Source organism: Pristimantibacillus sp. Z349TD_6 (genome assembly GCF_056173205.1).
In genome coordinates, this window is record NZ_CM149662.1 from 6,209,537 (window position 1) to 6,234,729 (window position 25,193).

19 protein-coding genes are annotated in these 25,193 nt (G+C 44.7%); 9 read left to right on the forward strand and 10 right to left on the reverse strand.

Annotation, left to right across the window (positions count from 1 at the left end):
• The first annotated feature begins 97 nt into the window (after window positions 1–97).
• Both AC0VYE_RS27095 and AC0VYE_RS27100 read left to right on the forward strand, forming a co-directional pair.
• Window positions 98–1,111, forward strand: coding sequence for a peptidoglycan DD-metalloendopeptidase family protein (locus AC0VYE_RS27095; RefSeq protein ID WP_475443654.1), 1,014 nt, complete (start codon window positions 98–100; stop codon window positions 1,109–1,111).
• Between the two features lie 5 nt (window positions 1,112–1,116).
• Window positions 1,117–1,563, forward strand: a complete 447-nt coding sequence (locus AC0VYE_RS27100; protein WP_475443656.1) for a bactofilin family protein — start codon at window positions 1,117–1,119, stop codon at window positions 1,561–1,563.
• An 83-nt stretch (window positions 1,564–1,646) separates the two neighbouring features.
• Here the strand turns inward: AC0VYE_RS27100 and AC0VYE_RS27105 are convergent, their stop codons facing one another.
• From AC0VYE_RS27105 to gltB, 5 genes are all read right to left on the reverse strand, one after another.
• Window positions 1,647–2,441 carry an ABC transporter permease gene (locus AC0VYE_RS27105; RefSeq protein WP_475443658.1) on the reverse strand — a complete coding sequence of 265 codons (795 nt, stop codon included), beginning with the start codon at window positions 2,439–2,441 and terminating at the stop codon, window positions 1,647–1,649.
• Complete coding sequence (locus AC0VYE_RS27110; RefSeq protein WP_076268919.1) at window positions 2,434–3,354, reverse strand: ABC transporter ATP-binding protein; 921 nt, start codon at window positions 3,352–3,354, stop codon at window positions 2,434–2,436. The genes AC0VYE_RS27105 and AC0VYE_RS27110 overlap by 8 nt, the downstream gene beginning before the upstream one ends.
• Window positions 3,355–3,872: 518 nt before the next feature.
• The gene (locus tag AC0VYE_RS27115; protein WP_475443661.1) at window positions 3,873–5,255 is read right to left on the reverse strand and encodes a sugar phosphate nucleotidyltransferase; all 1,383 of its coding nucleotides are present in this window, start codon (window positions 5,253–5,255) and stop codon (window positions 3,873–3,875) included.
• Between the two features lie 50 nt (window positions 5,256–5,305).
• Entirely contained in the window at window positions 5,306–5,746 is a 441-nt protein-coding gene (locus AC0VYE_RS27120) for a PilZ domain-containing protein (RefSeq protein WP_441908428.1), read from the reverse strand.
• A gap of 385 nt (window positions 5,747–6,131) precedes the next feature.
• Entirely contained in the window at window positions 6,132–10,736 is a 4,605-nt protein-coding gene (gene gltB, locus AC0VYE_RS27125) for a glutamate synthase large subunit (protein ID WP_475443663.1), read from the reverse strand.
• A 419-nt stretch (window positions 10,737–11,155) separates the two neighbouring features.
• On the opposite strand from gltB, the gene AC0VYE_RS27130 reads away from it, so the two are divergent.
• Window positions 11,156–12,505: an SGNH/GDSL hydrolase family protein gene (locus AC0VYE_RS27130; RefSeq protein ID WP_475443665.1), complete on the forward strand. Its 1,350-nt coding sequence runs from the start codon at window positions 11,156–11,158 to the stop codon at window positions 12,503–12,505.
• A 7-nt stretch (window positions 12,506–12,512) separates the two neighbouring features.
• Here the strand turns inward: AC0VYE_RS27130 and kapB are convergent, their stop codons facing one another.
• Window positions 12,513–12,908: a kinase-associated lipoprotein KapB gene (gene kapB / locus AC0VYE_RS27135; protein ID WP_076268924.1), complete on the reverse strand. Its 396-nt coding sequence runs from the start codon at window positions 12,906–12,908 to the stop codon at window positions 12,513–12,515.
• Between the two features lie 204 nt (window positions 12,909–13,112).
• On the opposite strand from kapB, the gene AC0VYE_RS27140 reads away from it, so the two are divergent.
• The 3 genes from AC0VYE_RS27140 (at window position 13,113) to AC0VYE_RS27150 (ending at window position 16,774) form a co-directional block, all read left to right on the forward strand.
• Window positions 13,113–14,228, forward strand: a complete 1,116-nt coding sequence (locus AC0VYE_RS27140) for an MGDG synthase family glycosyltransferase (protein WP_076268925.1) — start codon at window positions 13,113–13,115, stop codon at window positions 14,226–14,228.
• 83 nt (window positions 14,229–14,311) lie between these two features.
• The gene (locus AC0VYE_RS27145; protein WP_475443667.1) at window positions 14,312–15,727 is read left to right on the forward strand and encodes an NAD-dependent malic enzyme; all 1,416 of its coding nucleotides are present in this window, start codon (window positions 14,312–14,314) and stop codon (window positions 15,725–15,727) included.
• A 402-nt stretch (window positions 15,728–16,129) separates the two neighbouring features.
• Window positions 16,130–16,774, forward strand: coding sequence for a YqaA family protein (locus AC0VYE_RS27150; RefSeq protein WP_076268927.1), 645 nt, complete (start codon window positions 16,130–16,132; stop codon window positions 16,772–16,774).
• A 61-nt stretch (window positions 16,775–16,835) separates the two neighbouring features.
• Here AC0VYE_RS27150 and AC0VYE_RS27155 read toward each other — a convergent pair whose 3' ends face one another.
• From AC0VYE_RS27155 to AC0VYE_RS27165, 3 genes are all read right to left on the reverse strand, one after another.
• Window positions 16,836–17,864 carry a C40 family peptidase gene (locus AC0VYE_RS27155; RefSeq protein ID WP_475443670.1) on the reverse strand — a complete coding sequence of 343 codons (1,029 nt, stop codon included), beginning with the start codon at window positions 17,862–17,864 and terminating at the stop codon, window positions 16,836–16,838.
• A 337-nt stretch (window positions 17,865–18,201) separates the two neighbouring features.
• Window positions 18,202–19,107, reverse strand: a complete 906-nt coding sequence (locus AC0VYE_RS27160) for a cation diffusion facilitator family transporter (protein WP_475449743.1) — start codon at window positions 19,105–19,107, stop codon at window positions 18,202–18,204.
• A gap of 154 nt (window positions 19,108–19,261) precedes the next feature.
• Entirely contained in the window at window positions 19,262–20,260 is a 999-nt protein-coding gene (locus AC0VYE_RS27165; RefSeq protein ID WP_475443671.1) for an ABC transporter substrate-binding protein, read from the reverse strand.
• Between the two features lie 197 nt (window positions 20,261–20,457).
• Here AC0VYE_RS27165 and AC0VYE_RS27170 point away from each other — a divergent pair, with 197 nt between their 5' ends.
• From AC0VYE_RS27170 to AC0VYE_RS27180, 3 genes are read left to right on the forward strand one after another with little or no spacing between them, the layout of a single operon-like run.
• A complete protein-coding gene (locus AC0VYE_RS27170; protein WP_339204605.1) occupies window positions 20,458–21,465 on the forward strand; it encodes a FecCD family ABC transporter permease in 1,008 nt (335 codons plus the stop codon).
• Between the two features lies 1 nt (window position 21,466).
• Window positions 21,467–22,513 carry a FecCD family ABC transporter permease gene (locus AC0VYE_RS27175; protein ID WP_475443673.1) on the forward strand — a complete coding sequence of 349 codons (1,047 nt, stop codon included), beginning with the start codon at window positions 21,467–21,469 and terminating at the stop codon, window positions 22,511–22,513.
• Window positions 22,514–22,564: 51 nt separating this feature from the next.
• Window positions 22,565–23,380 (forward strand): ABC transporter ATP-binding protein, encoded by an 816-nt coding sequence (locus AC0VYE_RS27180; protein ID WP_475443675.1) that lies wholly within the window; start codon window positions 22,565–22,567, stop codon window positions 23,378–23,380.
• Window positions 23,381–23,456: 76 nt separating this feature from the next.
• On the opposite strand, the gene AC0VYE_RS27185 is transcribed toward AC0VYE_RS27180, so the two are convergent.
• Entirely contained in the window at window positions 23,457–25,112 is a 1,656-nt protein-coding gene (locus tag AC0VYE_RS27185; protein ID WP_475449745.1) for a glycoside hydrolase family 13 protein, read from the reverse strand.
• Window positions 25,113–25,193 lie beyond the last annotated feature (81 nt).

The window sequence follows — 25,193 nt, forward strand, 5'->3', positions numbered from 1 at the left end:
CGCAAGTTTTATGGCATGTTTTACTTCGTTTAAGAATAAATAGCAATAGAACGTTCTGATCGTTTATAGCCAATCTTAAGTAGGAAGGAGAAGTCTATTGAAACGAGTCCAGAAGCCAAAATGGTCTTTTGTCGTGCTGCGCGGCGCTGACAAAACCGTTAAACAGTTTCACGTTTCAAAGCGATCGGTCTTTGCCGCTCCAACGGCGGTAGTAATAGCGGTTACGGGCTGTATTGCTGGGCTTCAAATAAAGTCGGCCTATGAAATGAACCAACTGGAAGAACAGATGTCACAACAAGACGAACTATTTGCACAAACCGTTTCCGATAAAAACGAAGCTATTGTCTCGCTGCAGCAAGAGATAATCGGATTGTCAGAGCAAGCAAATGAAATGAAAGAGAAAATCGATGATCTGCAGCAGCTCGAGCTGAAGCTAAAGCAGTTTATCGCAAACTATGGCAGTAAACTTGAAACCTCTACCTATCTGACGCCGATAGACAAAAGTGAGACAGCTGTAAAAATTCTATCCGATACTCCCTCATCAGGAAATCGGAGCTTTAACGATTCGAAGCAAAGCAAACAGTTTGTTTTGCTCGCACAAGAAACAGGACTTCATCTCGCCGATTTGCAGCGGATGGTTGAGACGATGGAGGATTCATTAACGTTGACGCTGCAGCTCGCACAAGCGACAAGAGTCTCCGTTGATGCTTATCCTTCCGGCTGGCCGACACGCTCCAAAATGCTGACTTCTGGATTCGGTTATCGAAGAGATCCTTTTACTGGACGAACGGCTTTCCACGCTGGACTAGACATCACTGGCAAGCTAGGAGATCCTATATTTAGCGCAGCAGACGGCACTGTATCGGACACTGGCTTCAATAACTCATTGGGCAAGTATATAATCATTGATCATCTCGGAGGCCTGCAGAGCGCCTATATGCACTTGAAGGAAATCGAAGCGAAAGAAGGCGACATCGTCGTTCGAGGCGAAAAGATTGGTTTACTCGGATCGAGCGGCAGAAGCACTGGCCCGCATTTGCATTTCCAAATTATGCAGAAAAACGAGCCTGTTAACCCTTTACCATTTTTGTCATTAATAAAGGAGGATTAATGTTTATGTTCAAGGACCATAAGCGGCTGGCAGCCACTGATACATTAATTGGCCAAGGCACGATAAGCGAGGGACGGCTAATTTGTGAAGCAAGTCTTCGCATTGAAGGGGAACACCGAGGCGATATCGAATGCAAAGCTGACGTCATTATTGGAGAATGCGGCCTTGCTCGCTCAAATATTACGGCGCGTGATATTACCATTGCCGGAAAGGTTTTCGGAGATATCGTCACCAAGGGAAGGCTAATCATTACTTCTTCCGGCACGTTAACCGGGGCAATTACAACTCAAACACTTATCATTCAAGATGGCGGCAAGCTGAATGGCAACTGCCACATGGAGCAAACAGCTGACAGCAAAAATCGTGTGCCATTAGAATCCGATCCGCCTCACATCAACGTTAAAGAAACAGTAATTAAAGAATCCAAAGAAAAATCTCGCCAAGCAGGATAGTACAGCAAAAAAGCCGTTCTACACATGCATGTCTTCCGAAGAAGCGGCATGTATAGAAACGGCTTTTTAAATTCATCTAAAGTCTAAGCTGCAACATCGCGTTTCTTAAAGGTATACCATGTAATGGCGATGAAAAGAGCATAATAAACACCGAGCACCACAAGCGAAAAGCCTAAGGTCATGCCCTCTCTCATCGGATTTCCATCCAAGTATTGCGTTAGATTCAAATGAATAAACAATAGATAATCGATCCATTTGTAATCGAGCATTGCAACTAAACCAATAAAGCTGTTCACGCCTAGAAGAAGAAACAATGCCATACCAATCGCTAAACCGCTGCTGCGGAATACAGTAGAGAGCATGAACGCAAGCGTTACGGTAACAACAAGCGAAATTAACGTTAAGCCATAATACTTAAGCATATACGAAAATGGATTCGTTCCTTCATCTCCAACGAAGGTTGGCTTTATATCCGGCGACGCATTAATGCCGAAGCAAATCCAGTTCACAAATATCGTCACAGCAAACAGTACAATAGCAAGCAAAAGAGCGAATATCATGATCGAAATATATTTTGACAACAATATTTTTGAGCGTGACCAAGGTCTGATTAGGAGAAGCTTGATGGTACCGCTCGTAAATTCCTCTGCAACGCCGCCAGCAGCGATTACAACGGTAAAGATCGTAACGAGCAGAAACAAAATGGAGGATTCCATAAAAGCAACATCCCACATCGAAGCATCTCTACCGCCGAATATTACCCATAAAATAGAAATAGCCAGTACTAACAAAATCAATATGCCGGTCATCACCCATGTGCGAGGACGACGGTAAATTTTCATATTCTCATTTTGAATAAGCGGCAAAAAATTACCCAATTCGTTCCCCTCCTGTCACTTCTAAAAATTGGTCTTCAAGTGTCTTAACCTGTACGCGAATGCCATAAACCTTGATTCCAGCATGAACGAGAGATGCATTAATGGCAGCTGTGTTTTCCTTATCTGTTTCAACCGCTATGGCATCTTTGCCTTCAAGCACAGCAGTAAAGCCAGATGTGAACAGCACATCCATCGCTGCCTGCTGACTGTCCACTTCAATAACAACACGGTTATGTACTTTAGCTGCATGCTCACCCTTAATGGTTCGCACGTCTATGAGCTTGCCATTTTGAATGATCGCAACACGATCACACATAAGCTCCATTTCAGATAATAAGTGGCTCGAAACAAATACAGCAATACCTTCTTCTTTGGAAAGCATGCGCAAATAATCACGAAGCTCTCTTATCCCTGCCGGATCCAAGCCATTCGTAGGTTCATCCAAAATAAGCAGCTGAGGCTTATGCAAAATAGCCTGTGCTACGCCAAGCCGCTGCCGCATGCCGAGCGAATAGGTTTTCACCTTATCCCGAATTCGTCCTTCAAGACCAACAAGCTTAACAACCTCATGAACACGATGTTCTGTGATGCCTGGAATCATTCGTGCATAATGAATTAAATTATCATAGCCGCTCAAGTATTTGTACATTTCAGGATTCTCAACAATCGCTCCAACATGGCGAATTGCCTTTTCGTATTCCTTCGTAATGCTATGTCCTCCAATAGTGATTTCACCATCTGTGAGCGACATTAAGCCAACCATCATTCGAATTGTAGTGGTTTTACCCGAGCCGTTGGGACCAAGGAAACCAAATACTTCCCCAAGCGGGATATCAAGCGTTAAGCGATCAATAATCGTTCTGCCGCCGATTTTTTTGGTTACATTTTTTAATTTAACAATAGGCTGATCCATATTTGTGCTCCTCCTTCAAAAATCCAAATCCTATTCATTATAAACGATTAAGGAAACAATTGGTAGTTTACAAAAAAATACACCTCCACTCTACAGTTAAACTGTAGGGCAGAGGCTCTCATTATCATTTGTGCGATAGGGCTGTATAACATGTTCGGCAACTTTCGCATCTGCACGAAGGAACATTTTATAGTCGTAGTTACTGGTCTTACCCGGCGATCCTACTATAGCATCCAGCCTATCCTGCTCCACGCTGCATGTTAAGCAATAACCCATTGGATGTACCACTCGGAAAAATCCTGTTCGAAACAAAATATCTGCTTCAGGACTTAAAAGCATCTCCCCGCAACTAACACAATAAAAACGGTCCTTTGAACATATCATTCGATAGATCGCTCCCTCTCTCTTTCGTAATGATTGTATCAACCTCAACATTAAAAACGGCATTAAGCGTTAAATGGCAGAAGTTCTATCATAACGTCGATTGCAATCCATCCCAAACATGCTTTAACAGCATATTATACACTATTTAATTGACTAGTGATTTCATCCCATGTCGTTCCAAGCCTTATAATGTCATCCTCATTAATCTGTTTGCCTGTCTGAACCTCAATTAGCTCAACGTCCGTAATTGCCCGCAGGCTGTGCCTCGTTCTCTCCGGAATCGATACGGTATCGCCTGGCTCAACGTGACGGTACAGATCATCCAGAATTAGCACTCCCTCTCCTGAGATAATGGTCCACGCTTCTCTTCGCTTAAAATGCATTTGATAGCTTATATTTTGGCCAGCTGCAACAAAAACCCGCTTAGTAACACAATGAGTTCCTGATGACAAGACAACGGAATCAACAATCTTGGAATGCCCCCACCTGCGCTCCTCATACTTTGGACGCTCATTCATGAGCTTAAGCTTCGCATCGAGCTCATTACTCGCATTTTTGCTAGTAACCAAAATGCCGTCGGGACTTGCCGCAACAATCACATTCGTAAGCCCAATAATGGAGATAGGAATGTCCAGCTCATTGATGAGCTGGGATTGCTCACTGTCATCCGATATTTCGCCCATGCCTAGTCGTTCAAAGGCCAGCTCCTCGGATAATGTTTTCCATGTGCCAAGATCTTTCCACTCACCGTCGTAACAGATAACTGAACGAGAGGTTTCTTTTTGCGATACTTCAATTTCGAAACTTGATTTAGGAATTTTCGTATATTGTTTATATAATTCGTCATAATGGATAGGCAGCCTGCGATTCATGAGCAAAGTAATCATATAATCAAGCTTGAAAGCGTAAATACCGCTATTCCATAACGCTCCGCCTTTTATTAATTGATTAGCTTCAGCCTCATACGGTTTCTCTTTGAATGAATGTACTCTACGTTCATAGCTATCATCATCATTGCTGTGCCGATTGGCTTCTGGAACGATATATCCATATTGCTCTGACGGATAACTTGGCTTAGTCCCAACCATAAGCAGCTCAGATTTGCTTTCTCTGATCAACTTTGGAAGTCCTCTTATACATGAGAAAAAATCACAGCTTACATAAGCATCAACTGGTATGACAATGACCGTTTCATTTAAAGATACGCCCGCGATTGAATACAAATAAGCAGCGGATAACGCTATCGCAGGAAACGTGTCACGCTGCTCAGGCTCAATGATAAGCGGTGCTTTTACACCAACCTGTCTTTGTAAAATCTCCACCTGCTCACGGCAAGTCGAAATGCGAGTATGCTCCTGCAAATCCGACTCTTCCAACTGGCGCCATATACGCTGCAGCATTGATTCCATGCCGCCGTTTGGACTCTCCAGTACAGTTAAATATTGTTTTGCTCGACTACTATTCGACAAAGGCCATAATCTCTTTCCAGATCCGCCTGATAACAAAATAATTTTCAAAGCATGTCCCCCTTCTAAGTTGTTATTGAATTCTACTTCCTATCAGATCGTTAACTACTGTAATACAGCCGTTTTGTATTCAATAATCTGCTGTATAAATAATGAATTTTTTTCTGCTGTGGCTGACTTTCTAATATTTCTTGGTTCATGACACCAATAATAAGAGAGCGAAGTGTATTCGAGCATTCAAATAACACGCCATGAGCGAATTGATTATCTTGTTTCAAATTCCAAACGATCCGACCGCGAATCATAATCTGTACATTCGAAATCGTCATTCGAAATTCAACAAGATAATTGGATTGAATCGGTAATTGCAAGCCGGATAAGAAGCATAAACCATTTTGGCTTAAATTAAGTAGAAGTACTGTAGTCGTAGACGGCGTCAACAATTGTCCATCTTTACTAATTAGCCGCAGCTCTGCCTTAACGCCCTCTGTGAAGCGTAGCCTAATGTGGTTGCGCGAGGCATCATTTGAATTCGTCGCCATGCTTAATTCCTCCATCATACCTAATAGCAATAACAATCCTTGTTACAGCTCAAATACTGGACTCCATTTCTATTAATGCCTATTCCTCTAGCAAGAAATCTATTTCAAGTACAGTGACGGCTGCGTCCCAAGCTCCCTCTCCGCTATCCATCTCTACTTTATCTCTTAACCTCTGACCAACTACATATAAATTACTAATAATGATAGATATATTAACATCATTATACCCGAGTCCGCGGATGGAATATGTCGGTTAATGGGCGCGGCTTTCTTCTAATTTGGTGGCATTTTGTCGAAAAACAAAAGGGACTGTCGTCTGAAGTAATGAAGCTACTTCAGGGACAGTCCCTTGACTCGTATATACGATTTATAAAATAAGTCTGAATTACTTGCCGCCTGCGCGTGCAAGCTCTTTCTTGTTCGCTTCGAACGCTGCAAGAAGTGCCGCTTCGCCCACTAAACCTGTGTCTTCAACCTTGCGGATCTGTTCAAGCATACGCTTGTAGTCCTTAGGAATAACTTTAACGAATTTCGAAAGCGATGCTTCCCAATCATTCATTAGACGGGTACCAATCGCACTCTCTGTATACTTAACATGTGATTCAATCAAACCACGAAGTTCAGCAACATCTACAGAGTCCTCTAGGCGCTCCAGCAATACCATCTCCAGATTGCAATGATTGTAGAAATCGCCTTTCTCATCGTAGATATAAGCGACTCCGCCAGACATGCCTGCCGCAAAGTTGCGACCTGTGAGACCAAGAATAACGACGCGCCCGCCTGTCATATACTCACAGCCATGATCGCCGACACCTTCTACAACTACATTTGCGCCGCTGTTCCGAACAGCGAAGCGTTCGCCAGCTGCACCGCGGATATAGGCTTGACCGCTAGTAGCACCATACAGCGCTGTGTTACCGATAATAACATTGTCCTCAGCCACAAAAGTTGCCTTTGGTGACGGTGCTACAATGATTTTACCGCCGGATAGCCCTTTTCCTACATAGTCATTCGAATCGCCTTCGATTGACAACGTGATTCCTTTTGGCACGAATGCACCAAAGCTTTGGCCAGCCGTACCGACAAAATGGTAAGAAATCGTATCTTCCGGCAAACCTGCTGCACCGTATTTACGCGTAACTTCGCTGCCAAGAATCGTACCAACAACACGGTTCGTGTTCAAAATAGGGAATGTTCCGCGCACGCGCTCGCCATTCTCTATCGCAGCCTTTGCAAGTGGAACGAGCTGCTGCATATCAAGCGACAATTCAAGACCATGGTTTTGCTCTTGAACATTGTAGCGAACTGCATCCTGTGGTAGATCAGCTTCGTACAGCAAGCCAGAGAGATCAATACCTTTTGCTTTGTAATGCTCAAGCAGCTGCTTCGTTTCCAAAATATCGACGCGTCCAACCATTTCTTGAATGGTACGGAAACCGAGCTCTGCCATAATTTCACGCAGCTCTTCAGCAATGAAGCGCAGGTAGTTAACAACATGGCTAGGATCGCCCATAAATTTTTTGCGAAGCTCAGGATTTTGTGTTGCAACGCCTACTGGACAAGTATCCAATTGGCATACACGCATCATGATGCAGCCTAGCACGATAAGCGGAGCCGTCGAGAAGCCATATTCTTCTGCTCCAAGCAGTACAGCAATCGCAACGTCACGGCCATTCATCATTTTGCCATCTGTTTCAAGAACGACACGGTCACGCAATTTATTTAGCATTAGCGTTTGATGTGTTTCTGCAAGACCAAGCTCCCACGGCAAACCTGCGTGACGAATCGAGCCCATTGGAGAAGCTCCAGTTCCGCCATCATAACCGCTGACCATAATAACATCTGCGCGGCCTTTCGCAACGCCAGTCGCAATCGTACCAACGCCGACACCAGATACCAGCTTTACATTGATTCTTGCGCGTGGATTAGCATTTTTCAAATCATGAACAAGCTCTGCCAAATCCTCAATAGAATAAATATCGTGATGCGGCGGCGGCGAGATCAGTCCTACGCCAGGCGTGGAACCACGAACCTCAGCTACCCAAGGATATACTTTAAGGCCAGGCAGTTGACCGCCTTCACCAGGCTTAGCGCCTTGAGCCATTTTAATTTGAATCTCATCTGCATTAACCAAGTAGTTGCTCGTTACGCCAAAACGTCCCGATGCTACTTGTTTAATCGCGCTGCGTCTGGAGTCGCCATTCGCATCTGGTATAAAGCGTGCTGGATCTTCTCCACCTTCGCCCGTATTCGATTTGCCGCCTAGACGGTTCATCGCAATAGCCAGACTCTCATGAGCTTCTTTACTGATTGAACCAAATGACATCGCACCTGTTTTGAAGCGTTTTACGATGGATTCAAGTGATTCAACTTCCTCAAGCGGAACGGCTTGACGACCTTCCTTAAACTTGAGCAAAGAACGAAGCGTAAGATGTTTTTTGTCCTCGCCCTGTACAAGCGCAGAGAACTTTTTGTAAAGCTTGTAGTCATTTGCACGAGAAGCCATTTGTAGCGTATGAATCGTTTGCGGCGTGAACAAATGGTCTTCGCCATCTTTACGCCACTGGTAATCACCGCCAGAGTCAAGCTCTTTCTCTCCGCCTTCTTGCTCAGCGAATGCGCGGTTATGGTGCTTCAACGTCTCTTCGGCAATAACATCTAGACCGATGCCCCCGATGCGGGACGGTGTCCATGTGAAGTACTCGTTGATCACATCTTCTTTCAAGCCGAGCGCTTCAAAAATTTGAGCACCACGGTAGGATTGAATGGTCGAGATACCCATTTTGGACAATATTTTGATAACGCCTTTAGTGGCTGCTTTAATATAGTTTTTCACTGCTTTATCATGCGATACGCCGCGAAGCAAACCTTGCTTAATCATGTCGTCAAGCGATTCAAATGCAAGATAAGGGTTAACTGCGCTTACGCCGTAACCAAGCAGCAATGCATAGTGATGCACTTCACGAGGTTCGCCGGATTCCAGCAAAATAGCAACCTTCGTCCGTGTACCTTGGCGAATAAGATGATGATGCAGTGCCGCTACTGCCAGCAAAGCTGGAATTGCAGCATTTTCCTTGTCGACGCCGCGATCGGAAAGAATAAGCAGATTATGTCCCTTCGCAATAACACGATCAGCCGCTTCACACATTTGTGTAAGCGCAGCTCGCAAGCCCGTCTCACCTTCATTTGCAGGGAAGAAGATCGGGAGTGTAATGGAACGGAAGCCAGGACGGCGCACATGGCGCAGCTTGGCGAATTGCTCATTAGACAAAATAGGCGTATCCAATTTGATGTGTCGGCAGCTCTCTGGCTCTGGATTAAGCAGATTGCGTTCTGGACCAATCGTTGTACCTGTCGCCGTAATAATCTCCTCACGAATCGCATCAATAGGCGGATTCGTAACTTGTGCAAACAACTGCTTGAAGTAATTGTACAGACGCTGCGGGCGCTCTGACAACACCGCCAGCGGTGCATCATAACCCATCGAAGCGATAGGCTCCATGCCGCTGCCAGCCATCGGCTCAAGCACTTTGCGAATGTCCTCAAAAGTATATCCGAACGCTTGCTGTCTCATTTGAACAGTAGCATGGTTTGGTTCTGGCAGCTCAGGAGCTTCCGGCAAATCTTCCAAATCAACAAGATGCTCATTCAGCCATTCGCGATATGGATGCTCGGTCTCGATTTCCGCTTTCACTTCTTCATCAGAAATGATGCGGCCTTGCTCTGTATCTACAAGCAGCATGCGTCCTGGACGCAAGCGGTCTTTGTACAAAATATCCTCTGGCGGAATCTCCACGGTTCCAGCCTCGGAGCCGAGAATAATATGATCGTCCTTCGTTACGTAATAACGAGCTGGACGAAGACCATTGCGGTCAAGCACCGCACCGATTTTTACGCCGTCAGTAAAACCAAGCGCAGCTGGGCCATCCCATGGCTCCATCAATGTGCTGTGATATTCATAAAATGCTTTGCGCTCGTCGCTCATGCTCTCATGATTGGACCAAGGCTCTGGCACCATCATCATCGCGGCATGTGCCATCGAACGGCCGGACAAGAATAGGAACTCCAGCGTGTTGTCGAACATTGCTGTATCCGATCCATCTGGGTTAATAACAGGTTTGATTTTCTCGATATCATCACCGAACAATTCAGAGGCAAACAAGGTTTGACGGGCATGCATCCAGTTCACATTGCCGCGAAGGGTATTAATTTCTCCGTTATGAATCATATAATGGAAAGGATGAGCGCGTTCCCAGCTTGGGAATGTATTCGTACTAAAACGGGAATGTACAAGCGCCATTGCCGAGACAACGGATTCATCGTTCAGCTCGGTATAGAACGAACGCACCTGCTCTGTCGTAAGCATTCCTTTATATACGATTTTTCTGGAGGATAGGCTTGAGAAGTAAAACATATTGCCGCCTTCTTTGCCGGCATAACGAATCGCAAGCTCAGCGCGCTTACGAATAACATATAATTTGCGTTCAAATGCCATATTGTCCTTCAGACTGTCGTTCATGCCGATAAACAATTGACGAACATAAGGCTTAACAGCTAATGCGGATTCACCCAGTTTCTTATCATCCGTTGGAACCGTACGCCAACCGATAACCGATTGGTTCTCCTCTTGAACGATCGTTTCCACTTCACGCTCAATTGCACGGCGAGCTTCTTCATCCTGCGGCATAAAAATCATACCTACGGCATAGTGTCCTTCGGCGGGAAGTACAATTTCTTGCTTCTTTAATTCAGCCGCAAAAAATGTATGAGGAATTTGAAGTAAAATACCTGCTCCATCTCCCGTATTCGGTTCGCTGCCTTGACCGCCGCGATGCTCCATATTCTCGAGCAGCATCAGCGCTTGGCGAATGACCTTGTGTGACTTGATTCCCTTGATGTTGGCCACAAAGCCCATGCCGCATGCATCTTTCTCAAACTGCGGATCATAGAGCCCCTGCTTCGGCGGCAATCCCAAAATATGTTCTTTCATTGTGAGCAACCTTTCTATGAGAAGATTTTTGGGTAAGCGTGAACGTGTTGAAATTAAGCACCGATGAATACGCATTACGCTTCATTTTTGGCTTGTTTTATCATAGAATGGTAGTCAGCGAGGCACACCGGCCTGCTCCTTGACATTCCTAAGCTAAACGGAAACGTCTCTTATAGAGCGTTAACGTTTAATTGACCACACCCGGCCTTTACCGCGTCATAGCGATTATCCTGTTATTTTATCATTAGGCCAAAGCGGAATCAATTTAATATTTTCATAATAGTTTGCACTATTTTACTACAAATTCAATTATCGAACATGGTTTTGGAAGGCGTTAGCTTCGATTCTCTGCGGAGTATCATCATAGCATACCCTGCAGTTTTTATTTCCTTTTATTTTAACAGAGGAGTGTGTACTTATTGTATAGCAAGTTTAGGAAAGCGGCGTTTCGCGCTGCATCGTCAGTAATGATCGCTATCGTGCTTACAACCGGTATTTTCTCTCCACTAAGTATAAGCACTGCCGGGAATAACGCTCCTACTGCTCACGCTGCCTCTGTAGTTGACAAAAAGAAAGATGATCACACTTACCGCATCGTCGCGGTTGGTGATTCATTAACTGCCGGCTACGAATATGGCTTTACCGAACAATCCATTCCATATGGCTTCGTAGAGCATGTATACGAACAAGCTCTATTCCATGGACTTCGTGCAGAGTACATCAATTATGGGGTTCTAGGGCTCCGAACATCAGGATTAAATCGATGGATTGATGCCGTTGTGAGCGGTGTCAGCGTAAAAAGCTCTGATATTCAGAGCGGACTGCCAGATCCACGCGCAGAGCGAATTTTTGCTGAAACATCGCTGCTCCGCTCTGCCTTAAGTGAAGCTGATCTAATCGTAATGACAATAGGCGGAAACGACTTGTATGCTGTTCTCGACAAGCTAAATAAGGGTGCCGATCATGCCGAGACGATAGCTGTGCTGGACAAGGCTTTGGACACTTACGAGACGGAGCTTGAGCCTGCTCTAAGATTGCTGCTTTCTCAGCAGCCAAATGCCCAAATCATTATCGCAGATCAATATCTGCCAATACCTCCTCCATTAAAGGTAGGGTCGCTCATCTTTCCTCTATACCCTGAGGCTGACCGGTTGTTTCTGAAGGATAGCATCAAGCAGCTGCGGGAACGCTTAAATCAGATAATCGATCGGCTTGTGAAAGAAGGATTTAATGTTAAAATCGCAAATGTCTCATCTTCCTTCATAGATAATGAGCTTAGCTATACTTCAATTGCAAAAGGGGACATACATCCTAGCAGGGTGGGTTATGCTGCAATGGGGAAATCCTTTTCGAAAGCCATTTGGGGAGATTATCGTGTTGTTAAGCCAAGTGCAAAAGATAGTGAGGCTGCTCTTGCTATTGTCGTTAATGGAAAAGAAATGATTAGCGCAAATAAACCAATGGTTGTTCAAAATCGCACCTTCGTACCGCTTCGGAGCATTGCAGACGCATTAGGCGCTACCACCAAATGGAACGCCGCTGCTCAGACGGCAACTATAAAAGTTGCCGATCGAGCGGTGGATATAACGGTAGGACAATCCTCTTTCCGTGAAAACGGTGCAGTTAAAGCACTAAATGCACCGCCTGCTTTTATCCATACCGTTGGCAAAGCAAGTACGTTATATGTTCCGCTTGCCGCATTATCAGAAGGATTGCAATTCCAAGTGATTTATCGCGGTACTCTAAAAACCGTCTTCATTAATAAATAATATAAAGCTATTTATATTCTTTTAAGAGCTGCTGCATTTGCTCTAAGCCTTTAGCCGCCCAGCGCTGCAGTCGATCCAGTGAAGCAATTTCGGCTTCTGCGGCTGCTCTTAAAGAATCGTTATACTCTGGAATAATGCCTGTATGCCGCTTTACGTCACGCAGCAAAACATTTGTTTTTTCTGTAAAGCTTAGTGCACGACGCTCATGAAACATAGGCACGTCTGGATTATAAGGATTATGCAGGTCTCCTTGCTCAGGATGCTTTAACACAGCTAATACCTTTACGAGAGCACGAGGCCCGTTAATTTCAACAAGCTCGCCTAGATAATGACCGGAGCGGATTTCAGCTCTAACGTTATCCCCTATTTTCAAACTATCGTCAACCTGGTTATTTCGTTCCATATCGAACCATCCTCACTTTATTATGTTATATTTGCTTGTAAAATATATGTAAATATAGTTGACTACTTAGTTACATATAATAATAATGTGTACATCTTCATTCTAGGATAATTTATCCACCACATTATTCGCAACCCTAGCGGATAAAACTTGTGTTAGTCGCACTTGCATCGTAATATGGAATTAGAAAAGTAGGTGGAATGAATGCGTAAGAAAAGAGTGCTTCTGCTCTCTGAAGGCTTTGGCTCTGGTCATACCCAAGCTGCCTATGCGCTCGCTGTCGGACTCAAGCAATTAAGTCCGGGGATTCAGACCCGCGTCATCGAGTTAGGAAATTTCCTTAATCCGGTGCTTGGTCCGTGGATTATATCTGCATATCGCAAAACGGTAAGCAAACAACCAAAGATGGTCGGTCTTATGTACCGCAGCAACTATAAGAAGTCGCTTAACCGCTTTACACAGCTTGCGCTTCATCGTGTGTTTTATACCCAAACGTCACAGGTCATATCCCAGCTGAAGCCAGAACTAATCGTATGCACCCATCCTGTACCGAATGCTGTCGTTGCTCGGCTTAAACGTCTAGGACTAGACATACGGTTATATACGCTTATTACAGACTATGATGCACATGGGTCATGGGTAAACCAAGAAGTCAATAAATACCTCGTTTCAAGCGAGCTTGTGAAAGAGCGGCTCATGGAAAAAGGGGTTACAACAGACCGAATTGAAGTAACAGGAATTCCTGTTCACCCCAACTTCTGGCATACATACGAGAAAGAAGAGATTAGAGAGCAATTTGATTTAAAAAACATGCCGACCGTACTCATAATGGGCGGCGGATGGGGAATTTTATACGAGGACAATGCCCTTGAATATATGACCAAATGGCGCGAAAGCACACAGCTCATTTACTGCGTTGGCTCAAACGAGAAGATGAAGGAAAAAATGCTTGCCGATCCCCTTTTTCAGCATCCGAACATTCGTATACTTGGCTTCACTCGCGAGGTGAACAAGCTGATGGATGTCTCCGATCTTCTAATTACGAAGCCTGGCGGCATGACCTGCACAGAAGGAATGAGCAAAGGAATTCCAATGCTGTTTTATGAGCCGATTCCTGGACAAGAAGAAGAGAACTGCGAATATTTCATCAATAACGGATTTGGTGAAATGCTCGATTCGAACGATACTGTCGATAAGTGGTTCAAGCTTATCCATGAGCCCTACGCTTCAGGTCAGTTTAGAGACAGCCTGCTTACCAAACGCAATCAACAATACGACCCCACGAGTTGTCCGAACGCCGTCCTGCGACTGATGCAGTGACGGTTTTCTTTTTAAAATAAGAATGAAGCATAAATTGTATGCCCTTATCCAAATAGTATAACTGATGAAGGGAGCTGTTTATAATGAGTTCGAAGATGACAGACGGAAAAACGATTATTTTGAGGTTGGAAATTGATACGAATCTTGCGCAGTTTGGCCGAGCAGCTACAGCAATCGAACAAGCCAAAGGCGATATTATCGCCATAGACGTCATACATACAGACAAAAATAAAAGCTTGCGCGATTTAACTGTGAAAATATCGGAGCATGGCGCAGCAGAACGGCTTACGACAGCGCTGAAATCATTGGAAGGCATTCGGCTCGTTCATATATCCGACCGTACCTTCCTGCTTCATCTTGGAGGAAAAATTTCAATTCAGCCGAAAACGCCGATCCAAAACCGCGATGACTTGTCCCGTGTCTATACGCCGGATGTGGCTAGAGTATGCCAAGCGATTGCTGAAGAACCATCCAAAGCTTATACGCTTACCATAAAAAGAAATATGGTTGCCGTCGTTTCCGACGGGAGCGCGGTGCTTGGTCTCGGCAATATCGGTCCGTATGCAGCTATGCCAGTCATGGAAGGCAAAGCGATGCTGTTCAAGCAATTTGCCGATGTCGATGCGTTCCCGATCTGCCTTGACACGCAGGATACCGAAACCATCATTGCTACGATCAAAAATATTGCTCCTGCCTTTGGCGGCATTAACTTAGAGGATATTTCCTCCCCTCGCTGCTTTGAAATCGAACAACGGTTAAAGCAGGAGCTTGATATCCCTGTCTTTCATGATGATCAGCATGGTACTGCAGTCGTATTATACGCAGGGCTGCTAAATGCGCTGAAGCTGACAAATCGCAGCCTCCAAGAGGCTCGCATCGTTATTTGTGGAATCGGGGCAGCAGGAACCGCTTGTACAAAAATGCTGATCGCCGGGGGAGCAAAACATATTATAGGTGTGGACCGGGCTGGGATATTGTCCGCTGACTGTGTTTATGACAACCCGATGTGGCAGTGGTATGCTAATCATACGAATGAAGAGCGAATCACAGGCGGTTTAGCTGAAGCGCTAAACGGCGCTGATGTTTTTATAGGCGTTTCGGCCGGCGGCATATTGACGCGAGAGCATATTACAACGATGGCAAAAGATCCAATCGTTTTCGCAATGGCGAATCCAGAGCCCGAAATACGCCCTGAACTAGCTGAGGATATCGTTGCTGTTTTTGCTACGGGGAGATCGGATTATCCTAATCAGATTAACAATGTTCTCTGCTTTCCGGGAATTTTCCGTGGAGCGCTCGATAGCCGCGCTGCTACGATTAATGAAGAAATGAAGCTTGCGGCAGCAGAAGCCATTGCCTCCGTTATCAGTGATGAAGAGCTGAGCCCTATGTATATCGTTCCTAGCGTCTTCAACACGAGAGTGGTTGAGGAAGTACGGCGACGCGTCATACAGGCTGCACAGCAAAGCGGTGTCTCTCGCCGTCAAATTCGGGAGTAGCTGCTGCCGCTCTATTCTTTGTAGTCATTTCCGCTCGTTTACGGACCCCGTAACGAGCTTTTTTTATTTCTAACAACTTAAATGTCTCTAAGTAATCAATATGCATAAGAATTGAAAATGCTTGGGGGGGAATATTCTGAAAAAGACGTTGAAACCTGTAAGCAGGTTATCACGTATTCGTTCTTAAGCACTTGGTCTAGAGGAACTAGAGAAGCGGAAATGAAACACATGACAAGTATCATCTTCTTAAGGGAAAAAATTATGCTATAATTAAAATATCAAGCGCTAAAGCGCTTTTTCAACAAGCTGCAGCATATGTTAGCATAAGTGGAATTTACACACGGTATATTTCGTAAAAGCAGGCTTTATGTGCAGGTTAGTTGATGGAAAGGGAGCCTGGTAATGTTTCAAGCCGTAGTCGATTTTTTAAAGGATTTCGGTCCACTCGGATTGTTTATTCATTCGTTTCTAGACGCAGTTATATTTCCCATTCCTGCTTTTTTTCTTCAAGTCTCATTGAGCATACTCAATCCATCTACAGCATTATGGCTGGCCACTGTGGGCTATATCGCCTGCCTCCTAGGTACACCTGTCGGGTATTATTTGGGAAAGATTATGGGCAAATCCGTTCTATATAAATTTCTAAAAAAAGAATGGATCGATGCCGCTACGGATAAATTTCAGAAAAATGGCGAAGCAGCCATTCTTATTGGCTCTTTCACACCTATTCCATTCAAAGTATTTACAATATTGTCTGGTTGCTTAAATTTCCCTCTTTGGAGATTAATCGGTTACGCAGCAATTGGCCGGGGCTTAAAGTTCTATATTGTTGGATCATTATTTTATTTCTACGGACGCGCTGCGGAAAGCATGGTTAAGGATGTTTCCTTGTATATTTTTTTAGGAGCCGTGCCTATTCTCATTGTTTATCTTTTACTTCGCAAGAGACGTAACAAGAAGAAAGCGCTCGAAGACAAAGAAGCTGAAGCAGTCCAGAACGAACAAATTAAACATAACGATAATGCGAAAATTCAAATAGATTCTTAAGCAATTTCATACAGATGTAAAAAAGCCAGTTAGGATTAAATCCTAACTGGCTTTTTTGAGGTTACAACGCGCTTCCGCCAAACAGAATCCGATACTCCCAATGTGTACCTTCAATACTGCTGACGGTAACGCCGCCCCCCTCTTTCGAATACGTATGCAATACTTTGCCGTCTCCCAAATAAATACCGTCATGAGTAATCGTAGCTTTAGATTTATCAATTCCATTATAGGCTGATGCCTTCGTTCCTTTATAGGACATAAAGAATACGATATCACCGCGTTTCAACTGCTTCCAGTTGGTCGTAATCGAACCTTTATCCTTTACGTACTGGCCTTGCTGACGAGAGTCAGCCGGGAGCTTCAGTGAGACGCCATCAAGAAAGGCTTGTCTCACGAAATCAGAGCAATCAAAAGTTGTCGTCGTGTTGCGATCAGAGCTGTATTCATAAGGGGTGCCTAAATACTTCATCCCTGCAGCTATGATTTTCTCAATCTGCTTATCTTTTGAAACATCAGGATTCGTAACTGATCCGCCGCCATTGCCGCCCGTGTTCCCACCAGTATTCCCACCAGGAATAGTACCAGTAACTTTCAAGTAGGAAGAATCTGTGCTTACATAGCCGCGAACACCGTTGCCATCCTTCACTTCATACCAATAGCTGTTTGTCTTTGCTACGATAGTTACCTGCTCGCCTTTCTTCAAATATCGAATGCGTTCACCCGATGTCGATGCCGCCTTTCGGAAGGAAACAGACGATAGAGCGACTGCATTGCCGTCTTGTGCAGGAACCGAGGCTTGAAGCTCAATATACTGTGATGAGGTAGATATGTAACCTTGCTTACCTGAAGAATCTGCTACTTTATACCAATATGAATTAACCTTATCCATCACCGTAATTTGTTCGCCTTTCTTTAAACTGCGAATAATGGATGCTGATGTGGAAGGTGATGTGCGCATATTTACGCTTGATTGTACCTCTGCTGCTTGTGTTGTCTGAGCCGCCAGCGCTGCTGGAACTGAAAGTGAACTAAACAATAATGCTGCCGTTAACGTTGCTGTTGCCATCCTTTTTTTCATGCTGTGTTGCAATCCTTACGCCTCCTTGGTGTGTAAACAGTTTAAGTTTCACGGTTCTGCTTCATTGTAAATTCGATTAGATTAGACAAGTATCGACCAAAAAGCCTATTTAACCCCTCTTTGTAATAGGTTTTAAGAACCATAAATTCGTCGTATGTACACAAAAAAAAGACATCCTAATTTAGAGGATGCCTTAGTACCTAGTTATACTTGAAATTTACTCCATCACTGCAACTAAATTGTATGATTTTCATGTAAAGAGTAGGTCTTTTGGTAGAATCAGCCTTTCATGCCATTTGAACCATGAATTTTGGTTTTGAACTCATTTGGCAACAATTACCGATTGGATTTAATGATTTTCCGGCTTGTTTGCCCCTGTATTCTCGATTAACTCATCGGGCTCAACGTGAACATGTATGCTCATTATGTTATGCTTCCTGCTCATTCGACGCTCGATTTCGTCACTTATTTGATGGCTTTCGATCAATGTAAGCTCGGGATCAACCTGAACGATTACATCGACAAGTACATGACTGCCATGTACTCTAGCTTTAATATCCTTAATCGATTTAACACCTTTCGTTTTGGCAATTGTTGAACGTAGAGAGGACAGCTCATTCTCATCAAAGCCGTCCGTAAGCGCGTGCGTGGAGCTATAAAAGATTTCCCAAGCCGTTTTACATATGATAATACCTACAGCTATTGCCGCTACAGGATCAAGCCATGGCAAGCCAAATTGTGATCCTATAATACCGATAGCTGCCCCTATGCTCACAAGTGCATCTGACAAGTTATCCTTAGCCGCCGCTAATAAAGCTTGATTGTTAATTCGGAGGGCCAGCCTTCGATTATAAATATAAACCCCGCCCATACATGCCGCTGCAAACAAAGCAATCCATGCTGTCATTAGATTAGGTATATGATGATTAGCAGCAAACAAGGATTTTACTGCACTGATCAATACTTGGATGCCCACCGTCGCCATAATGAACGAAGCGATAAGTGCTGCAATGGTCTCCGCTCGAAAATGTCCGTATGGATGATCCTTATCCGGCGGCTTCTGTGAAATTCGCAATCCAATCAGTACAGCTACTGATGCAACAATATCCGTAAGATTGTTATAGCCGTCTGCAACGAGTGCTCCCGATACGAACCAGTAGCCTGCTCCGAGTTTGATGGCGGATAACCCCAAATAGGCGCCGATACTGACCCAAGCACCCTTCTCGCCCTGTTTTATCTCATCATACTGATTCAGCTTAAATACCCCCAAGCAATAAAAGTATGTATTTTAAAACCATCCAAATAACCTATCGGTATCATATTCGAACGATCATATCCTAATTAACTTACCCGTTATTATAAGAAAAAAACAGCCGGTATAAGAACCGGCTGCTTTAAAAAGCGACTATTTAGTTAATTTCATAAATCTTATAAAGTTCATCAAGCATTAGATTAGCTGCAATGACGCCGCCGGCTGTATTCCAGATTGCATCGCTCACTCTAATCGCTTTATTATTTTTTACAACTTGAAGGCTTTGCCACAATGGATCCTTCAACATCTCTTCTTCCATCTTCGTTCCTTTGCCATCACCTGTTTCATAAGTGAAGTAGAACAGCATATCAGCATCTACTTCCGGCAAACGTTCTTTCGTAATTTCCTCAACGAATGTATCTTTATATTTTTGATTGTCTGGACGTGTAATTCCAAGCTTCGAGAATGCAATCCCTGTAAAAGTATCCTCTAAGTAAATACGCGTTTTGCCTGCCATAAACCGAACGACTGACACCTTCTGGTTGAGCTTGTCGCCAGCTTTACTTTTAAAGTCTGCTGCACGGTTGTCATAGTCGGCAATGATTTTTTCACCATCAGCTTTTTTGCCGATCGCATCAGCATATAGCATGAAATTAGACTGCCAAGCACCACGAAGCGTTTCAGAAAACACAGTAGGTGCAATAGCCTTAAGCTGATCATAAACTTTCTCTTGGCGCAGTTTATTACCAATAATAAGATCAGGTTTTAGGCTTGCAATCAGCTCGATGTTAGGCTGACTCTCTTCACCTACAACGGTAACACCTTCCATATCCGCTTTTATGTGGTCATACCATGGGTCGCCTGTCCAAGATTTCACTGCGCCTACCGGTTTAATGCCAAGTGCCAGCAACGCTTCTGTTCCTTCGTTAGATAATACGACGATACGAGTTGGATTACCTTCTATTTTTGTCTCGCCCATTGCATGCGTAATTACTCTCGTGTCTGCTGTCTTCGACGCGTTCGTTCCTTCTGTTGCCGATGAATTGCCTTCGTTATTTTTTGAACCGGATTGGCCGCATCCCGAAACAATTACGGCTAGTGCAAGCAATAGGGCGGATGCTGTCCAAGTAAATTTCTTCTTTAATACATAAGACATTTTTTTCTCCCCTTCATGTTGAAAATCATTCTCAGTTTTATTACAAACGAAACTATACCAGCCATATAAAACAATGTCAATAACTGTTGATAATGATTTTCAACTTCATTGACACTATGTACATGATCCCCTAAAATGTTTTAGTAGTCCTAAATCATGAATACCCTTCACAATTGACACCAAGGAAAGAGGAAATTATGAGTACATTATTACATACACGAGCCCAGAAAATAATAGGGCTGATAACCGGCTTGCTCCTCTTTGCTGCTGGTATCGTTTGCAGCATCGCTTTTGGAGTAACGAATATTAGCTGGCGCACGATTTTAGCTTCATTTACCGCATTTGATGGCTCTCAGGAGCAACTCATCATTCAAACGGCAAGAGTGCCGCGCGCGTTTATCGCAGCCGCAGTCGGAGCGAGTCTAGCTGTAGCAGGCTCGCTCATGCAGGGAATTACCCGCAATCAGCTTGCTTCTCCAAGCATATTCGGCGTGAATTCAGGAGCCGCTTTCTTCATCGTCATCGGCTCTGCCTTTTTCGGAGCTAGCGGCATGACGACTTTTGCAACTCTGGCGTTTGTAGGAGCAGCCTTTACAGTGACTCTCGTTTACTCGCTTGGCTCGATCGGCAACGATGGTTTGACACCGCTCAAGGTTACGCTTGCCGGCGCAGCTATGACTGCTTTTTTCTCTTCACTCACGCTGGGTGTATTGCTTACAAGCGGCCAGACGTTTGATCAGGTGCTTTATTGGTTTGTCGGCTCCGTCTCAGGACGCGACATGAACATCTTTACAGCCGCTGCTCCATATATGGGTATTGCCTTGATAGCGGCCATCGTGCTTGCAAGACATATGAACGTGCTGGCGCTTGGAGAAGATGTTGCTGTTGGATTAGGTCAAAAAACCGTCTATATCAAATTAGCAGCTGGAATCATTATTGTCCTTCTAGCAGGCGGCTCGGTCTCTATGGCTGGTCCTATAGCTTTCGTTGGCATTATTATTCCTCATCTAATGCGTTATTTAGTTGGTATTGACTATCGTTGGGTTATTCCATACTGCGCAGTGTTTGGCGGCATATTGCTGCTTGCTGCTGATATCGGATCAAGATATATTTCATTTCCGAAGGAAGTTCCCGTGGGAATCATGACAGCGATTATTGGTGTTCCTTTCTTCGTGTTTATCGCTAGAAGAGGAGGCCAATCCTAATATGAATAAATGGATCACACTCAGGGGCCGCAAACACTCCTTTCAACTTGACCGCCGAACGTTAATGGTGATCGTTATGTTGCTAATTGCCAATTTTGCAGCAGTCGTCATTTGTGTTGGGCTTGGCAGCAAAACCATTAATCCTATCGATGTCTTACTTACTTTTGTGGGACAAGGTGATTCGTCAGATGCGATGATTATTTTTTCACTTCGTCTGCCACGCGTGTTGATTGCCGTAATGGTAGGCTCAGCACTCGCCGTTTCAGGGGCGCTGCTGCAAGGTATTGTGCGCAATCCTTTAACATCTCCCGACATTATCGGTATCACGGGCGGAGCCTCTCTTGGCACCGTTATATTCATTTTGTATTTTTCGCATATAAGCATCCGATTCATGCCGATCAGTGCTGTTATTGGAGCTTTTGCCGCTGCGTTTCTCATTTATTTATTTGCTTACCGAAAAGGAATCACGCCGCTCAGGCTCGTCCTAATCGGTATCGGAATGGCTACCGCACTAACTGCGGTTACCTACATGCTTATCCTTACGTCATCCTTCACGCCTACTGCGGTAGCCGTCAAAGCCTTTACTTTTATGACTGGCAGCATCTACGGCGTATCATGGGACAGAGACTTTTGGACTTTGCTTCCTTGGCTTGTCGTTTTGTTTCCAATTGCGCTTATCTACGCTCGGCATCTTAATGTCCAGGAGCTTGGCGATGAGGTTGCTACAAGCGTAGGCAGCTCCGTTCAAATCAAAAGAACGATACTGCTCATCATCAGCGTTGCGCTCGCGGGTGTTGCGGTTGCTATAGGTGGTGCCATTAATTTCATCGGGCTTATGGCGCCTCATATTGCCCGGAAGCTTGTAGGCCCGTCTTATGGTGGCGTAATACCTGTGTCCGCTTTAATAGGGTCGCTCGTATTGCTGCTCTCTGACCTTATCGCAAGAACTGCATTCCTTCCGCTAGATATTCCAGCAGGTGTCTTCACTGCAGCGATAGGCGCACCGTTCTTTATCTATTTATTGTATCGCCATCGCAACCGATCATAACGCACTGCGCGTTTATAATTAAACAATAATAAGCAAAGGGGAGAGATTATCGTGTCCTCCATTCAAGCGAAAAATCTTACGTTATCCTACGGACAAAAAGCGATTTTCAATAATCTTGATTTGCTGATCCCTCCCGGCAAGATCACGGTATTCATTGGCAGCAACGGCTGCGGCAAGTCAACGCTGCTCCGTTCCCTTGCCCGCCTTTTAAAGCCGCAAGAAGGCTCTATTCTTATTGATGGCTATGAGATTGCCAAACTCTCGAGCAAGGAAATCGCAAGGCGCCTAGCGATCTTGCCGCAAGGTCCAATCGCGCCGGAAGGCTTAACCGTCCATCAGCTCGTCAAGCAAGGCCGTTATCCTTATCAAAGCTGGCTGCAGCAATGGTCGCATGAAGACGAGAAGATGGTCAAAAAGGCGCTTGAAGTGACGCATATGGACGAGCTGTCCTCGCGCTCACTGGACTCGCTATCCGGCGGTCAACGCCAACGTGCTTGGATAGCAATGACGCTAGCCCAAAACACGCCGACTATTTTGCTTGATGAGCCAACAACCTATTTGGATATGGCCCATCAGATCGAAATTCTTGATTTGCTTTTTGATTTAAACGAGCAGGAGAATCGTACGATTGTGATGGTGCTGCATGACATTAACCTAGCTTGCCGTTATGCTGACCATATTGTAGCTGTGAAAGACGGCCAAATACATGCGCAAGGCAAACCGGAAGCCATTATGAACGAACAGCTTATACGCACCGTGTTTGATATGGAATGCCAAATCACAGCAGATCCCATATTTGGCACTCCCCTTTGCATCCCTTACGGGAAAGGCCGCAAGCTGCCATTAAAGCAAGAAAGCATGCGTTAAGCGCATAACAAAAAAAATGGTGGGGCAGTTTTTTCTCTGCTCCACCATTTCTTTATAATCGCACGCTCACGCTGAGTTAGGTGATTACTTCATAGATTCGCGCTTCAAATTGCCTCAGCTCAATGCTTCGCCCTTCGTCATCCCAAGTGCTTAATGTATTCTCATACGTACCAAGCACCAGCTTCAGCTTCAAAGCTTCCTCTCCAAAAAACGAATCCGAAAACGTAAAGGTTCGGGCTTCTTCTCCGTGATTCAAAAGCACAACCCATTCGGTTCCCTCCAGCTCTCGAACATAAACATATAGATTCGGATCATCTTCACTTATATCGGTAAAGTCGCCATAAACCATGACTGGATTGCTCTTTCTAAGCGCAATGAGCTTCCGATAAAAAGCTAATACCGAATTTGGATCTTTTTCCGCTTGCTCTACATTAATCTCTTCATAATTTGGATTAACCTTTATCCATGGCTCGGCGCTGCCAAAACCTGCATTAAGCTCCGTATTCCATTGCATTGGCGTTCTGGAGTTATCCCGGCTAAGCGCCTGCAATGAACGAAACACTGCGGCAGGATCTTTGCCTTTGCCGACTTCCTCCACATATCTGTTAATCATCGCAATATCTTTATAATCGCCGATCGTTTCATACCTTACGCCTGTCATACCAATTTCTTCGCCTTGATAAATGTATGGAATGCCTGGAAGCGTATGGACCATCGTAGCAAGCAGCTTAGCTGATTCCTCGCGGAATTCCTTGTCATTCCCATAACGAGATACTTGCCGCGTATGATCATGGTTATTTAAAAACTGCGAGCCAAAGCCTCGGCCAGCCAAAGCCTCCGCCCACTGCCTCTGGATGCGCTTGTAACGAACCATATCCCATTCCGGCATTTCATCCGCAACTTCAAAATGGAACAGCGTATTCAGCTCCATACGCTCCTCTTCAACGAACAAAGGACCTGTCTCCGGTGTTGCGAACGCGATTTCGCCAACGGTCATCATATCGTAATGCCGGAAAACCTCACGGTTCATTTCCTGCAAATAGTCATGCAGTCCCGGATTATGTGTTAAATACCTGATGTCATGTGGATCTTCTACATCGCTGAAGCTGTTTGGCTTAGCCAGCAACGCCAGAGCGTCGAGCCGCAGCCCGTCTACTCCTTTATCCAGCCAGAAACGCAGCATGCTGTAGATTTCCATTCTCATTTCTTTGTTTGCCCAGTTTAAATCCGGCTGCTCGATCGCAAAGGAATGCATATAATATTGCTTTGTCGTCTCATCAAATTCCCAGCTTGAAGGGTTAAAATAAGAACGCCAGTTGGTAGGCGGCTCGCCCTCTCTACCATCCTGCCAAATATACCAATCTCGCTTCGGATTATTGATCGAGGAACGAGATTCGATGAACCAAGGATGATGATTGGATGTATGATTAACGACGACGTCCATCATCAGCTTCATGCCCCTTGCATGCGTCTCCGCAACGAGCTGATCAAAGTCCTCCATCGTACCTGCTTTTTTCATTACCGTATAATAGTCGGACACATCGTAACCATTGTCCTTGTCTGGGGATTCATTAAATGGATTAATCCAGACCATTGTCACACCTAACGATTGAATATAATCCAGCTTTTCAATAACACCTCGAAGATCACCAATGCCATCCCCGTTTGTATCTTTAAAGCTGCGCCAATAAACCTGATAAACAACTGATTCCTTCCACCAAGCTGGTTTTATCTGCATTCTAATCTCTCCTTCTCTCTATACAAACAAATGGCGCGCGAGAGGACACCGTGTCCAGACGCTGCGCCATTCTTT

Coding starts and splice junctions, on each gene's coding strand:
- AC0VYE_RS27145 (WP_475443667.1), top strand. CDS start 14,312: ATGAGTTCGAAGATGACAGACGGAAAAACGATTATTTTGAGGTTGGAA.
- kapB (WP_076268924.1), bottom strand. CDS start 12,908: ATGGAACGAAATAACCAGGTTGACGATAGTTTGAAAATAGGGGATAAC.
- AC0VYE_RS27120 (WP_441908428.1), bottom strand. CDS start 5,746: ATGGCGACGAATTCAAATGATGCCTCGCGCAACCACATTAGGCTACGC.
- AC0VYE_RS27150 (WP_076268927.1), top strand. CDS start 16,130: ATGTTTCAAGCCGTAGTCGATTTTTTAAAGGATTTCGGTCCACTCGGA.
- AC0VYE_RS27140 (WP_076268925.1), top strand. CDS start 13,113: ATGCGTAAGAAAAGAGTGCTTCTGCTCTCTGAAGGCTTTGGCTCTGGT.
- AC0VYE_RS27175 (WP_475443673.1), top strand. CDS start 21,467: ATGAATAAATGGATCACACTCAGGGGCCGCAAACACTCCTTTCAACTT.
- AC0VYE_RS27100 (WP_475443656.1), top strand. CDS start 1,117: ATGTTCAAGGACCATAAGCGGCTGGCAGCCACTGATACATTAATTGGC.
- gltB (WP_475443663.1), bottom strand. CDS start 10,736: ATGAAAGAACATATTTTGGGATTGCCGCCGAAGCAGGGGCTCTATGAT.
- AC0VYE_RS27165 (WP_475443671.1), bottom strand. CDS start 20,260: ATGTCTTATGTATTAAAGAAGAAATTTACTTGGACAGCATCCGCCCTA.
- AC0VYE_RS27170 (WP_339204605.1), top strand. CDS start 20,458: ATGAGTACATTATTACATACACGAGCCCAGAAAATAATAGGGCTGATA.
- AC0VYE_RS27110 (WP_076268919.1), bottom strand. CDS start 3,354: ATGGATCAGCCTATTGTTAAATTAAAAAATGTAACCAAAAAAATCGGC.